General features: G+C 59.5%; 11 protein-coding genes. 3 read left to right on the top strand and 8 right to left on the bottom strand.

Features of this window, described 5'->3' with window-relative positions:
* Nucleotides 1-78: 78 nt before the first annotated feature.
* From purN to QLQ83_RS12280, 6 genes are all read right to left on the bottom strand, one after another.
* Nucleotides 79-786: a phosphoribosylglycinamide formyltransferase gene (purN, locus tag QLQ83_RS12305; RefSeq protein ID WP_282735817.1), complete on the bottom strand. Its 708-nt coding sequence runs from the start codon at nt 784-786 to the stop codon at nt 79-81.
* Nucleotides 776-1,681, bottom strand: a complete 906-nt coding sequence (locus QLQ83_RS12300) for a GNAT family N-acetyltransferase (RefSeq protein WP_282735816.1) — start codon at nt 1,679-1,681, stop codon at nt 776-778. The genes purN and QLQ83_RS12300 overlap by 11 nt, the downstream gene beginning before the upstream one ends.
* Nucleotides 1,678-2,511, bottom strand: coding sequence for a phytanoyl-CoA dioxygenase family protein (locus tag QLQ83_RS12295; protein WP_282735815.1), 834 nt, complete (start codon nt 2,509-2,511; stop codon nt 1,678-1,680). The genes QLQ83_RS12300 and QLQ83_RS12295 overlap by 4 nt, the downstream gene beginning before the upstream one ends.
* Nucleotides 2,512-2,543: 32 nt before the next feature.
* Nucleotides 2,544-3,410 carry a phytanoyl-CoA dioxygenase family protein gene (locus QLQ83_RS12290; protein WP_282735814.1) on the bottom strand — a complete coding sequence of 289 codons (867 nt, stop codon included), beginning with the start codon at nt 3,408-3,410 and terminating at the stop codon, nt 2,544-2,546.
* Between the two features lie 122 nt (nt 3,411-3,532).
* On the bottom strand, nt 3,533-5,530 hold the full coding sequence (locus QLQ83_RS12285; RefSeq protein ID WP_282735813.1) for a polysaccharide biosynthesis protein: 1,998 nt from the start codon (nt 5,528-5,530) through the stop codon (nt 3,533-3,535).
* A gap of 2 nt (nt 5,531-5,532) precedes the next feature.
* A complete protein-coding gene (locus QLQ83_RS12280) occupies nt 5,533-6,579 on the bottom strand; it encodes a polysaccharide export protein (protein WP_459382598.1) in 1,047 nt (348 codons plus the stop codon).
* A 1,315-nt stretch (nt 6,580-7,894) separates the two neighbouring features.
* Between QLQ83_RS12280 and QLQ83_RS12275 the strand changes: the two genes are divergently transcribed.
* Complete coding sequence (locus QLQ83_RS12275; protein ID WP_282735811.1) at nt 7,895-8,734, top strand: phytanoyl-CoA dioxygenase family protein; 840 nt, start codon at nt 7,895-7,897, stop codon at nt 8,732-8,734.
* A gap of 101 nt (nt 8,735-8,835) precedes the next feature.
* On the opposite strand, the gene QLQ83_RS12270 is transcribed toward QLQ83_RS12275, so the two are convergent.
* Entirely contained in the window at nt 8,836-10,188 is a 1,353-nt protein-coding gene (locus QLQ83_RS12270; RefSeq protein ID WP_282735810.1) for a UDP-glucose dehydrogenase family protein, read from the bottom strand.
* Nucleotides 10,189-10,507: 319 nt separating this feature from the next.
* On the bottom strand, nt 10,508-11,515 hold the full coding sequence (locus QLQ83_RS12265) for an NAD-dependent epimerase (protein WP_282735809.1): 1,008 nt from the start codon (nt 11,513-11,515) through the stop codon (nt 10,508-10,510).
* A 124-nt stretch (nt 11,516-11,639) separates the two neighbouring features.
* Between QLQ83_RS12265 and QLQ83_RS12260 the strand changes: the two genes are divergently transcribed.
* A complete protein-coding gene (locus QLQ83_RS12260) occupies nt 11,640-12,707 on the top strand; it encodes a glycosyltransferase (RefSeq protein WP_282735808.1) in 1,068 nt (355 codons plus the stop codon).
* Nucleotides 12,708-12,733: 26 nt separating this feature from the next.
* Nucleotides 12,734-13,450: a lipopolysaccharide kinase InaA family protein gene (locus QLQ83_RS12255; RefSeq protein ID WP_282735807.1), complete on the top strand. Its 717-nt coding sequence runs from the start codon at nt 12,734-12,736 to the stop codon at nt 13,448-13,450.
* Nucleotides 13,451-13,457: the final 7 nt, after the last annotated feature.

Raw genomic sequence — 13,457 nt, 5'->3', positions numbered from 1 at the left:
TGGGAACGCACTGTGTACAGAGTCACCAACAATATGGGTAACGCAATGATCACGCTTACTGGAATTTTCGCCCGCATCCTACGTCAACGCCTCGGGATTCGTCGTCAATGTATGGGGTTCGGGCTCGGAAATCTCGAGATTGATTGCCTCTTGTGCTTCTAGGCTCGGTGAAAACTCTGCGTCCTGGTAGGATGCACCTCTAATAGTGATATTGTTTCCTTGAACACTTAGTCGGTCTTCTGTAATCCACTGGACTACCTGTATGAGGGTCTTGCATTGCTGCACGAATATCCGGTGGCGCATAGCCTCCTTGGTTAGGCCAGGGTCAACAACGCATGAAGATTGCATAATAATCTTGCCCTCATCCATCACGTCCTTAATAAACTCCACTGTCGTGCCGATAATCTTGGTATGATAGGCCATACCATCCCCAAAACCATCCATTCCTTTAAATGCCGGCAGCAATGATGGATGGAAGTTTATTATTCTATCCTGCAATTTATCACGTAGCGTTTCAGCATAGAATTGCGTGTAGAAGGAAAGAATGTAGTCGATTTTGTGGCGTTCCAGATATTCATCAAGCCGATCACTGAATGCTTCATTGGATCCTTCATCGAGGACGGTAACAGGCACGCCATACTTTCTCGCTTTATTGACTGCTGGACACGGCTGGTCCGCCACCACTGAATGCGTGACCGCTCGTATGGCCGGGATCTCCAACACTTGATTCATGATGGAGCCAGCGGTTGATACGACAAAGATAAACCGTGGATTGTTATTGCTCATTCGCCACCCCCACCCGATACGCCGGAAAAAACGTCGTCCTTGAAGACCCCTTGATCAAACTGTCATAGGCCTGCCGATCAAGAATTCGCCCACAGAAATAGACTTTTCTCGTCGTGTTCGCCCATCCGCTCTTGAAGTGTCCCAGGCCACTGGAAGACTCCTCCCCAGTGCCTGGCAGCCCCCCCAAGTTGATCCATCTAACCTTGTCAGAAAAATAGTTCAGCATTGTCCACTTTGTGGCATATGAGGCACTCAGTGCATACCCTTGATCATTAAAGGCAACCAAATGGCCTTGAGCCACATCGTTCTGGACATACCACAGATCCAGTCCTACCGTTTCGCCATTGTGTACAGCCCTAAACATTACCATACCGGGAACTTGCAGTTGTTTTTCAAAAGCGGAACGCGAAAAGGCAGTTAGGCCCTGGATATCATGCTTCTGTGCCAATACCCCGTACAGTTTTATCCAGTCGTCAACATAAGATGCCGGGTTCGTGCATACCTCAACGTCCAGCTTTCGCAGCGCACGCCGTGCATTGCTGCGATGCGACTTCGATACAAACTTTTCCAACGGCACGCTTGTGTCTGCTACATAGTGGTCCTTGTAGGGCATGACGACATCGAAGGTCTTTTCGAGCATCACCTGGTCATAGTCACCGAATGGATCGGTAACGAGTGCGATAGAAACCCACCGCCCCCTTTGAGCCTCCAGGTCTCGATGCAGTTCGGACCAGTTGCTGCAGCAGAAGAGCGGATAGAGTCCCATGGCATCGTAGCGGTCAGTATTCGGAATCGCGCGTTCGAGCGCCCACCCTCCGCTGTGCTTCAGCGCGTGGGGATCGCCAAATTCCTTGAACGATTCCGCATATAGTGGATGCAAGTAACCCATAGTCATACGGGTGTTTTTCTATCCATGGAATGAGTCTCTTCGAAACGATTCACTTGAGCCTGGAGTTCACGTAACCTGGTTGATCGAGAGCGCACAAAGAATTTTTCGCGTGGCATTTCGCTCAGGCGATAGCGGGCTTTCCATTCCCCTCTCAGCAACTCCGTGCTGCTGGGGTCACTCGATGGTTGGAATGTTACCTGAACCAATACCCTGTCTGGCCCGCCACCATGCGGCGGTGAGCAATGCCAAGTGCAAGTATGACATAGGGCTATATCGCCAGGCTCCAACGATGGGCATACAAGAGGCCAATCGGGGCCGATGATCTCCGTATTGACTTCACCTGCATCCCCCAGATACCCGAAATGGTGAGTACCGGGGTAAAAAGATATACCACCATTATCTTTATTGGACACACTCAGCGGAACGAAGACTGTCGTCTTTTCTGGCCAACCATAGTCATAACTAAAATCATTGTGCACAAAGACGGGCGTACGGCTTCTGCGATCCTTGATCACGAAACGTTGCATGAATAGTGCTAGATCAGGATAAAGATCTTGCATGACATCCAACAACTCTGGACATTTGTGAATCTCAGCCAGAACTGGAGGAAGCGCTTCATGCACATGGACTGGATTGAATGGGTCCACGGTTCGTTGATTCAAAAGCTTCTCTTCGTAAAAGTGGCCCCATTCATCTTGCCATTCTTTGATGGTATTCTGAGGTATCACTCCACGCACGATAAAGAAACCCACTTCTCGATATACATCGGGCGAGAGCTCCGTAGCATCAGCCTTCGCAATCAGATCGCGAACATCACCTATATCAAGCGATTTCATTGATCATCCATCCTTTTCAACGAAGCCATCTTTCAAATTTTATAGTCGCCAACTCGCTTTGGAAGCATATCGAAACTTCTCTTCATGTCGATTCCGCATTTCTCATCATCATACGGTACCGAACAGTAGCCCATGACTGCTTTCTGGCCGTCAGTGAGTTGGTCATATATTTCTTGTGGCAGATTCCCGGGGATATCGAAGGCCTGTTTGATCCACCATCGACAGAAGGTAGCGATCATCGCCCAGCGAGTTCCATTGGTACGATTTTCTCGTGCGCCATGCCATATGCGACTGTCCCAGAACAGCAGGTCCCCAGCCTTTGCTTCGATGGAGATAGCATCTTCGAACGACTCTTGTGGTGCGTATCTGTCTGAACGATGTGACCCTGGAACGATTACTGTACAACCGTTTTCCTCGGTTTGGTCTTCCAGCAAGATGGAGCATTGCATGATAAAGGGATGCGACCCGGTGTAGGGTACGAAAGAGTCGATATGCATCGGCATTTGATGATTGCTGCTGCGCGCTAGAAATGATCTAAGTATGTAGTTGGGAGCATCAGAGGGCAGAGAACTGAACCAGTAGTCGTTGAGGAAGTGCTTCAGCACGGTCTGGATGATCTCATTACCCATCATCATGCGGGTGAACAGCATGTCCTTGTTCTGAAGGTTGTATACCATCGATTGGTTGCGATTGAGGCGTGGCATCCTCTCCGATTGTTCCGATTGCGTTTTTTCGAACCAATATCGTACTAGCTCTTTGGCTTCGGATATTTCAGACTGGCTAAATGCCTGCGGTACATAGGCGTAACCGACGGTCTCGATGGAACTTATATATGAGCTTATTTCATCGTATTTGACGTCAGAGCCGTCGACGTCAAATGGTGCTGTTGATTGATTCATGTGACTCTCCCCATGCGTAACTTTCCGTCGTTATATCCCGAGTCAGGGATGTCTCTCGGCTTCTTTTTCTGTCAAAACCTAGAGGCCTTAATGTCGTTTACCCCTGTTCGAGTCCTACAATCCTACATCCGTGATCTGGCGGCATGACTCACGCGACGCCACGCCTCATCTCCACCTTCCGCCGTACCGAGAACAGATGCCGCTTCCACCTGCAAGGATTCCTGAGCCTCAATCACGTCAATGGGCATTGGCGGACCGGGCCGATAGTCCAGAGGCGCCTGTCTAAGAAAGGTAATGACTCTCTGCTCTTCGCTGCTCTCTACCGCCTCCTCCAACAGTCCCAGGAAGGGCTCCAATCGTTCCCAGGGCCAGTAACGCTCACGAGTGGTGAGGATCCGGGGATGGCGCGTGCGGCGGGCATCATCGCCTATCATCAGTTCCTCGTAGAGCTTCTCGCCAGGCCTGAGGCCTGTGTAGCGAATCTCGATATCGCCCCCCGGATTTTCCGCGCTCTTCACTTCCAGCCCGGAGAGCCGGATCATGCTCATGGCCAGGTCCGCGATACGCACGGGCTCGCCCATGTCCAGCACGAAGACCTCGCCGGCCTCCCCCATGGCCCCGGCCTGGATCACCAGCTGTGCCGCCTCGGGAATGGTCATGAAATAGCGCGTGATTTCCGCATGGGTCACCTCCACCGGACCTCCTCGGGCAATCTGCTCACGGAATCGAGGCACCACCGAGCCACTGGAGCCCAACACGTTGCCGAAGCGCACCATGCACAGGCGAGTCGCCACCTCCTCCGGATAACGGCTGGCGAAGGCCTGGCAGATCAGCTCGGTGAGTCGCTTGGTCGCCCCCATGACGTTGCTGGGACGCACCGCCTTGTCGGTGGAGACCATCACGAAACTCTCCACGCCGGCTGCCACGGCGGCTTTCACCAGGCCCAGGGTGCCGAACACGTTGTTGCGGATACCCTCGATCAGGTTGCTCTCCACCAGCGGAACGTGCTTGTAGGCGGCGGCATGATAGAGCGTCTGTACGCCCTCGCGGCGCATCAGGGCCTCGAGGCAGCCCTGCTGCTGGATCGACAGCAGTGCCGCTCGGCACACGGGCTTGGCGCTGTTCGCGGTGGAGGACAGCAGCTCCTGCTCGATGGAGTAGAGGGCGAACTCGCAGCTGTCGACCAGTACCAGGCGTCTTGGCTCCTGCCACAGGATCTGGCGGCACAGCTCCGAGCCGATCGATCCGCCGGCGCCGGTCACCAGGACGACCTTGCCTCTGATGTTCTGGGCCATGAGATCGGGGAAAGGCGGCACGGGCTCGCGGCCGAGCAGGTCCTCGACGGCCACGTCGCGGGTCTCGTTGACGAGCGCTCGCCCAGACACCAGGTCCTCCGTCCCCGGTATGGTCTGCACCGGAATAGAGAGCTCGGCGAGGTCCTCGAGAATCTCCCGGCGTCGGCATCTTGGCGCACTGGGAATCGCCAGCAGGACCAGCTCGACATCCAGCCGCTCAACCAGCCCGGCCAACTCCGCAGGCGGATGGACCCGCAATCCTTCCACGAGGGAACCCTGGAGCCCCCGCCAGTCATCCACGAAAGCGCGCGGCCAGTAGTGTCCACCCTGCTGCAACGCACGCGCCAGCTCACAGCCCGCCGCTCCAGCGCCGAAGATGACCACCGGCTTGCGCTTGGTCCGGCAGCTCAGTTGATAGAGCTCTTGGAGCATCATCCGCAGACCACCGATTCCTGCCAGCGCCAGGATGGCGAATACCGGCACCACGCGCATGGCAAGGGGCTGCCCCAGGATCAGATTCAGCAGGACCAGGCCAGCGGAGACAAAAGTTATCCCAGCTATCATGGCCTGAATCACGCGCCGGTTCATGTAGCGCAGCACCACTCGATAGATGCCCAATGGCTCGAAGCACAGCGGCGCGGCCAGCACCACCGGCACGGTCACTGCAGCGGTCTGCCCATCCAGCAAGGTCTGGGCGTCGCCAACCAGCAGGATGGCCATGAGCATGGCCATGCCCACCAGCAGCGTATCCGCCACCCTAAGCAACTGGCGCTTGATGCGGCGCGGCAGCCGCACCAGCGCTTCGAGCCATGCACTGACCGACATGATCACAGGCTGCCTGCATCGTCGACGGAAGAACCGATGTCACCCGGCAGGGTGACGGATGGCAGTAGCAGGCTGATCACGTTGTTCCAGCGAGCCAGCGGCGCCGAGGTCACATAGACCACGTCCTGCGCCTGAAGCGGGAAGCGTGTCCCCAGCATCAGTCGCGTAGCGTCACTGATGTCGAGCTGATAGACGGTGGCCAGCTTCTGGCTCTCAGGATCATGCCCGCGCACCACGAAGATTCCGGAGGGCTCGGCACGGCTCTCGTTGACGCCCCCTGCCCTGGCGAGGGCATCGGTCAGGTTGATGCGATCGTTGCCCAGAGGAATGGCACCGGGGCGATTCACCTGTCCCAGCACCACCACGTTATGGTTGTCTGCCGTGGGTACATGGAGGAGGTCGCCATCACGCAGTAAACGATTACCGCTCTGGTCGCCCTGCCGCAATAGCTCATAGAGCGAGATGCGATGCTCCCGGCCATCCCTGACCAGTGTCATGCCGTGCCAGTCCGCCGTCGGGGTCGCCCCCCCCGACTGGCTGATGGCATCCAGTACGGTCAGCGGCTCGATAGAGATCGGCAGGGTCCCGGGGTTTTCCACGGCGCCGGTCACGTAGACCTTCTGGGAGCGGAAGGCGGCAATGTTGACCTCCACCTGCGGGTCGGTGATCACGTTCGACAGGCGACTGGTCAGCAACCGCCGCACCTCCTCCAGGGTCCTGCCCGCTACCTGCATGCGCCCCACATAGGGGTAGAACATGGTGCCATCCGGTTGGACCCGGTTGCCGGTGTCCTCTGCATCTCGCTCCGACCCCGCCGGTATCGTCAGTTCCGGATGGTCATAGACGATGATGCTCAATACGTCTCCCGGCCCCAGGCGATACTGGTAATCGCGTATCTCGCGGCGGGTCTCACCGGGCATTGCTCGTGCCATTGCCTCCTGCGGGGATGCCATGGCGGCCACAAGTTGAGGCGTGATCGGCTCGAGATCGACCCGTTCGTCCAGGGACTCACCGACCTTGTCCTCGTCGATATGGCCGCCAGGCGCCATGGCACAGCCCCCGAGCAGCAGCAGGGCCGCCAGGATGGCGATCAGCCCGGCCCCGTTCCGCCATGGAGAGCCATGCCCTGAGCCGATGGTTGCCTCTTCTTCTTCCATGTGCACCGCATGCATGATCATCACGATATCCCCCGCTATTTTTTTCAGGCCACGCTACCGCCCCGAGGGTGCCGCCTGGCAACGCCCCAGAGTCCTTGCAGTCGGATAGCGCATCAGAAGTTGCTTGGTGCCCGTCCTATCCCAGCGCGCTATTAATTAGCATGCTTCGAGATACAATTCGTCTACATAGCCGGCGAATTGATAACGTAAGCTTACAAAGTGACTGTTCAGTCAGATCGCGGTTTTCCTGCATCGCCACGGGTGATACGTGACATGCAGAAAAGGCGGGAAGCGATGGAGGGGGGTCAGTAATGCAGGTGTGTCCAGGGCATCATGCATGACTCAGTCAGAGGACTGATCAATCATCAGGCCGGACTCATGCCCAGCGGCCGAATATCGACAGGCCGGCGAACGGGTCGGCTCCGGGGAGAACAATCAGGTGATGTGGCGGCAGGCGCCGATGAGCAGGCCCGAACAACCGGGCGGGCCGTATGTCCGTCTGTGGCTCGAACAGTTGCCCTGGCTTGTTCAGGTGCTTCGACGTTTCATCCCGATTTGGCCTGATCGAGCAGTCGCCCCCACGGGGCTACCGATCGGATAGATCATCGCGCAGATAGGCATTGAAGGTGACGACCACCGATGTCTCGATGGCCGGTAGGGCGCCACTGCAGGAAATGCGCCACCACGTTGCAGTAGGCCTCCTCGGGATTAGCGGCCGCGCACCCGCTCCTCGGGCAGTCGAGCCAGTGCATGAAACGCTCATTCTCACTGCATTGTTCACCCTTCAAGCAGGACACCTGTGCGCCGGCCGGTCGACACTCTACCGCTGGGTATGAGTCCGACCCGATGCCTGATCAGTCCTCTGACTAAGTCGCGGGTCATGCTCAGGTCACACCTGCTCTACTGATTCCCCTCCATCGCTTCCCGCCTTTTCTGCATGTCACGTATCACCCGTGGCGACGCAGGAAAACCGCGAACCTGCTAATACAGTCAATTTGTAAGCTTACGTTGTCGTTTCGTCAGTTATGTAGACGAACTGTATCTTGAAGCATGCTAATTAATAGCACACTGGGATTGCACGGGCACCAAGCACATTCTGATGCCTATCACTGGACAGAGGGATTTCGATTCATCCGGTGAGATCTTTTTATTGATCTGTCGGCTCGTCGAGTCGTATAGGGGTACCGCAGATGCGAGGAAGAGCAAAATGAACACCGAGACCCTGAAAACCTCTTACAAAAAGAACGGCTATGTCGTAATCAAAGGCCTTCTCCCCGATGATGTTACCAACAGAGTCCTCGACGATATACGGCTATCCGTTACGCAGATCACGGACTGGCACAAACTTACATGCAACCGAGAAGCGGACAATATATGTCTTGTGAAGTACCTGCGGCGTGTCCTTGAAGAAGACCTCGATTTGTACCTCAGCATTCTAAGGTTGGCCAGTCGGTTTCAGTCAGTCTACGCGCTGACTATGCACGAGAAGGTCTTGACAATACTGAGGGACCTGGGCTGGAAGGTGTTAGCCTTACCCTGCGGCGTGGCGATCCATCTCGTCGCCGACGACTTGAAGATCCCCGGTGGGTATTTTGGCTGGGCTGCTCACCAGGACTGGGCTTCGGCCCAGGGAAGCCTGGATCAGATCGGACTCTGGGCTCCGTTGATGGATGTGGGCAGGGATTTCTACCCACTTGAAGTGATTCCCGGCAGTCACAAAAGAGGGGTACTGCCGGGCGACCGTAACAACGCCAATCCGAGAGGCGCCGTTATTCCGATTGATCCGAACCTGCTGGACGAAGACGAATTCGTTTCAATCGAGCTTGAGCGCGGAGACGTAGTAATCTTCTCTGGTCTCTTGATCCACCGAACCGGCTTTGGCGCTCAGAAGGGCATTCGGATCGCATGTGGGGCACGCTTCGACAATGTACAGGATCCGACATTCATTGAACGAGGCTATCCTTGCGCCTTCCGATTACATGCCGAGACCAACCCCATACAGCCTGGATTCCCGACCCAAGACCAAGTCAGCAGCCTCTTCGACTGACGGCGATATAGACGCTCCACCTGATCGCGAAAACCTGACGGGGCGCTTGGGTCGGTCCGGATCCTTGATCGCCCAAGTCGCCCTGCCAAGGGATCGTTATCTCAGGTATCGCCCCGCTCCACGGCGAGCGACTCCCCCCGCCCCACGGCGAAGTAGCGCAGCCCGGCGGCTTTAACCGCCTCCGGCTCGAAGAGGTTGCGGCCGTCGACGATCACCCCCGTGGCCAGCTGTTGCTTCAGCCAGGCGAAGTCCAGGGTGCGAAACTCCTTCCACTCGGTACAGATCACCAGGGCATCGGCGCCCTTCACCGCCTGGATACGATCCCCCGCCAGCAGCAGGTCGTCGCGCTCGCCATAGAGCCGCCGGCACTCCTTCATCGCCTCGGGGTCATAGGCCTGCACCTTGGCACCGGCCTGCCACAGCGCCTCCATCAGGGTGCGGCTGGGCGCGTCGCGCATGTCGTCGGTGTTGGGCTTGAAGGCCAGGCCCCACAGGGCGATGGTCCTGCCGGCAAACTGCCCCTCGAAGGCCCCGGCCAGCTTGGTGAACAGGGTCTGTTTCTGGCGCCGGTTCACGCCCTCCACCGCGGTCAGCAGCTCGGCCTGGTAGTCCACGTCGCTGGCGGTGCGGGCCAGGGCCTGCACGTCCTTGGGGAAACAGGAGCCGCCATAGCCGCAACCGGGGTAGATGAACTGGTAGCCGATGCGCGGGTCCGAGCCGATGCCGCGACGCACCTGCTCCACGTCGGCCCCCAGCCGCTCGGCCAGGTTGGCGATCTCGTTCATGAAGCTGATCTTGGTCGCCAGCATGGCGTTGGCGGCATACTTGGTCAGCTCCGCCGCCCGCACGTCCATGAACATCAGCTTGTCGTGCAGGCGAATGTAGGGGGCATAGCACTCGCGCATCAGCGTCTTCACCCGCTCCGACTCGGTACCCACGATGATCCGGGCCCCGTGGGTGAAGTCCTCGATGGCCGCCCCCTCCTTGAGGAATTCCGGGTTGGAGCAGACATCGAAGTCAATCGCCGCGCCACGGGCCTGGAGCGCTCCGGCCACGGTCTCGCGCACCCGGTCGGCGGTGCCCACCGGCACGGTGGACTTGTCGACGATGACCTTGTAGTCCGCCATGTGCTTGCCGATGGTCTCGGCCACCGCCAGCACGTACGTGAGATCGGCGCTGCCGTCCTCGTCGGGCGGCGTGCCCACGGCGATGAACTGCAGAGTGCCGAACGCCACCGCCTCGGCCGGATCGGTGGTGAAGCGCAGCCGACCCGCCTCCACGTTATCCTTGACCATCGACTCGAGTCCCGGCTCGAAGATGGGGATCTCGCCGCCCTCTAGGCGCGCGATCTTGTCGGCGTCCACGTCCATGCACAGCACGTCGTGGCCCACGTCGGCCAGGCAGGTGCCGGTCACCAGCCCCACATAACCCGTTCCAAAAATGGTGATCTTCATTCCCTGTCTCCCGATCTGTCCTGTTCAGCTGTTCTGTTCGGTGGGTGCCGTCTTGTGGGAGCCGTGCTAGCACGGCGATGGCCCGACACCCCTTCGCGGTGCGAGCACCGCTCCTACAAGAAGATGACGCCTTCTCCCAGCGCGATTCGGCTTGTGGGAGCCGTCGGTTCGACGGCTCGACTTGCACGGCGATGGCCCGATACCCCCTTCGCGCTGCAAGCAGTGCTCCTACAAAGTGCAGGGGCCCTGTAGGAGCGGTGCTTGCACCGCGATGCATGTCCTTCCCAACGTTGCCCGACACTTGTCGCAACCCATATCCCTAACCCCCATAATACGCCCGATACCACTCCACGAACCGCCTCACGCCCTCTTCCACGCCCACCCGGGGCCGGTAGCCCGTGGCATCGAACAGGGCCTGGGTATCCGCCCAGGTGCGGGGCACGTCGCCCGGCTGCATGGGCTGGAAGTCGCAGATCGCCTCACGCCCGGTGGCCGCTTCCACCGAACGGATGAACCCCATCAGCGAGACCGGGCTGCCATGACCGATATTATAGAGCGCATAGGGCGCACTGGAGCTGTCGGGGCCCGCCTCGCTGGCCTGCCACTGTGGGTTCGGCTGGGGGACACGCTCGAGCACCCGCACGACCCCCTCGACGATGTCATCGATATAGGTGAAGTCCCGCTCCATCTCGCCATGGTTGTAGACCGGGATCGGCTCGCCGGCCAGCACCGCCCGGGTGAACTTGAACATCGCCATGTCCGGGCGTCCCCAGGGCCCGTAGACCGTGAAGAAGCGCAGCCCGGTGGTCGGCAGGTCATAGAGGTGCGAATAGGTATGCGCCATCAGCTCGTTGGCCTTCTTGGTGGCCGCGTAGAGGCTGATGGGATGGTCCACGGCATCCGAGGTGGCAAAGGGCACCCGGTCGTTCATGCCATAGATGGAGCTCGACGAGGCATAGACCAGGTGCTCGACCCCCTGGTGCCGGCAGCCCTCCAGCACGTTCAGGTGCCCCACCAGGTTGCTGTCGGCATAGGCATGCGGGTTCTCCAGCGAGTAACGCACCCCGGCCTGGGCGGCCAGATGCACCACGCGATCGAAGCGATGCTCGGCAAAGAGCGCGGCCATGCCCGCGCGGTCGGCCAGGTCCAGCCGGATGAACTGCACGTTCTCGCAATCGGCGAGGTCATCGAGCCGCGCCTGCTTCAGCGATACATCGTAGTAGTCGTTGAGATTGTCGATGCCGACGATCTCATGGCCATCGCCGGCCAGGCGCCGAGCAACGGCGTGGCCGATGAACCCGGCCATGCCGGTAATCAGAAGCTTCATAATGTTTCCCTGCGTCGCGTGCCCTGGATTGTAACGCAATCGTAAGGCGCCCGCGTCCCCGCCACTTGCCCGACCCACTGTGGTAGCCTTGCGCAGATTTACCAGCCAAGGGATCAGATCACCAATGGCCCCCAAACGCTTCGCCTTCGTCATCGCCGACCTCTACGGCGGCGGTGCCGAGAAGTCGCTGCTCTACACCGCCGACCAGCTGCGCCAGCGCGGCCACGCGGTCATCGTCTTCACCCTGCGCGAGCGCATCGAGCACCGCATCCCGGAAGGGCTCACGATCGAGAACCTCGGCGTGGTCACCCCCTTCACCAAGGCCACCACCACGGTGCTCACCGAGAAGTGGCAGGCGCGGAAGATCGCCCGGGCGCTGGAAGCCTGGCGGCCGGACGTGGTGATCTCCTGCGCCTGCGATCGCATCACCCGCCATATCCGCCACCCCAACCTCTACTTCTGGCTGAAGTCCGATGTCTCGGCCAAGTTCAGCGACCCGAAGAAGCGCGACCGGGCCTTCGACAAGGTGCGCCGCTTCTATGGCGGCCGGCAGGTCATCGCCGTCTCCCACGGCGTGAAGGAGAACCTCGAGCACGTGGTGGGGCTGGAAGCCCAACGGATACTTGCCATCTACAACCCCTACGAGCGGGCCCCCTTCGTCGCGATGGCCGCGGAACCCACTGAGCTGCCCGACGGCGAGTTCTTCCTCTGCGTGGCCGCGCTGGAGCCCCGCAAGCGCCACGACCGCCTGCTGCGCGCCTATGCCGAGAGCGGCGTGGCCACCCCGCTGGTGATCATGGGCAAGGGCAAGCCCGAACACGAGGCCGCCATCCGTCGCCAGGTCGCCGAGCTCGGCCTGGAGGAGCGGGTCACCTTCGCCGGCTACCACAAAAATCCCTATCCCTGGATCGCCGCCGCCAAGGCGATGCTCCTCACCTCGGATGCCGAGGGCCTGCCCCGCGTGCTGATCGAGGCGTTGCTGCTGCATACCCCGGTGATCAGCGTCGATTGCCCCAGCGGGCCGAAGGAGATCCTCACCCAGGAGCTCGCCGACTTCCTGGTGGCCCCGGAAAACGAAAAGGGCCTGGCCGATGCGATCGCGCGCATGGACCAGGCCCCCATCGAGATCGAGGAACGCCACTACCGGCCGTTCCTCAAGGAAAGCGTGTTGCCTCAGTTCGAGGCGCTGTGATCAGGATCGAGTAATCAGGACATGATGTGAAGCTGCTGGATATCCCCTTCGATGACCGCCGACGGCGCTACCTGGTCTTCCACCCGGATGGCCTGCCGGACCGGCTGGCCCTGGCCAGTACCACCACTACCGCGGCCTTCGAGGCCGTGGGCAGCAGCCACTTCTTCCTCTCCGCCGACCGGCAGATCCTCGCCAAGGTGGTGCCGGACAAGTTCAGCAAGCGCCAGGCGCCACTCAAGTGGCTGCTGCGTGACTACCTGGAGAAGCGCTGGCTGGCCCAGTCAGACGCCCGCAAGGAGTTCCTGAACCTGAGGATCCTGCGCCGTGCCGGCCTGCAGACGCCCCGCTGCCACGGCTGGGGTATTTCGCTCAACCCCGGCAACCGCAACGCCTCCTTGCTCCTGATGGAACATATGCAAGCCGCCCGGCCCGGCGGCGAGGTCTTCGACGCCCTGGACGAAGAGGGTCGACAGGCATTCCTGGAGCGCTTCTGCCGGGAGGTCATGCAGCTCGCCCGTGCCGGCTACGTCCATCGCGACCTGCACTACAACAACCTGCTGATCGACCGGGACGGGAACATCGTCTGGATCGACGCCCACCTGCGCCGGCTACCAACGAAAAGCGCCGACCAATGGCCGGCGCTGAAGCAATCGTTGACGGTGAAAAAGCTCAGGGGCGCTCGCTACCAGGCGTTCGCCGAGCGCTGCATCAAGGAGTCATACCATCAACGCCCCACGGGATGAAAACCTC

It is taken from the genome of Halomonas rhizosphaerae (assembly GCF_030010555.1).
Classification (GTDB): domain Bacteria; phylum Pseudomonadota; class Gammaproteobacteria; order Pseudomonadales; family Halomonadaceae; genus Halomonas; species Halomonas rhizosphaerae.
The sequence above is the reverse complement of the archived record's forward strand: the minus strand, read 5'-3'. Positions and strand labels throughout refer to the sequence as shown.

What these genes read in the sequence shown, in the direction of transcription:
- purN (WP_282735817.1), bottom strand. Translation starts at nt 786, where the DNA reads ATGAGCAATAACAATCCACGGTTTATCTTTGTCGTATCAACCGCTGGC.
- QLQ83_RS12300 (WP_282735816.1), bottom strand. Translation starts at nt 1,681, where the DNA reads ATGACTATGGGTTACTTGCATCCACTATATGCGGAATCGTTCAAGGAA.
- QLQ83_RS12295 (WP_282735815.1), bottom strand. Translation starts at nt 2,511, where the DNA reads ATGAAATCGCTTGATATAGGTGATGTTCGCGATCTGATTGCGAAGGCT.
- QLQ83_RS12290 (WP_282735814.1), bottom strand. Translation starts at nt 3,410, where the DNA reads ATGAATCAATCAACAGCACCATTTGACGTCGACGGCTCTGACGTCAAA.
- QLQ83_RS12285 (WP_282735813.1), bottom strand. Translation starts at nt 5,530, where the DNA reads ATGTCGGTCAGTGCATGGCTCGAAGCGCTGGTGCGGCTGCCGCGCCGC.
- QLQ83_RS12280 (WP_459382598.1), bottom strand. Translation starts at nt 6,579, where the DNA reads ATGGCGCCTGGCGGCCATATCGACGAGGACAAGGTCGGTGAGTCCCTG.
- QLQ83_RS12275 (WP_282735811.1), top strand. Translation starts at nt 7,895, where the DNA reads ATGAACACCGAGACCCTGAAAACCTCTTACAAAAAGAACGGCTATGTC.
- QLQ83_RS12270 (WP_282735810.1), bottom strand. Translation starts at nt 10,188, where the DNA reads ATGAAGATCACCATTTTTGGAACGGGTTATGTGGGGCTGGTGACCGGC.
- QLQ83_RS12265 (WP_282735809.1), bottom strand. Translation starts at nt 11,515, where the DNA reads ATGAAGCTTCTGATTACCGGCATGGCCGGGTTCATCGGCCACGCCGTT.
- QLQ83_RS12260 (WP_282735808.1), top strand. Translation starts at nt 11,640, where the DNA reads ATGGCCCCCAAACGCTTCGCCTTCGTCATCGCCGACCTCTACGGCGGC.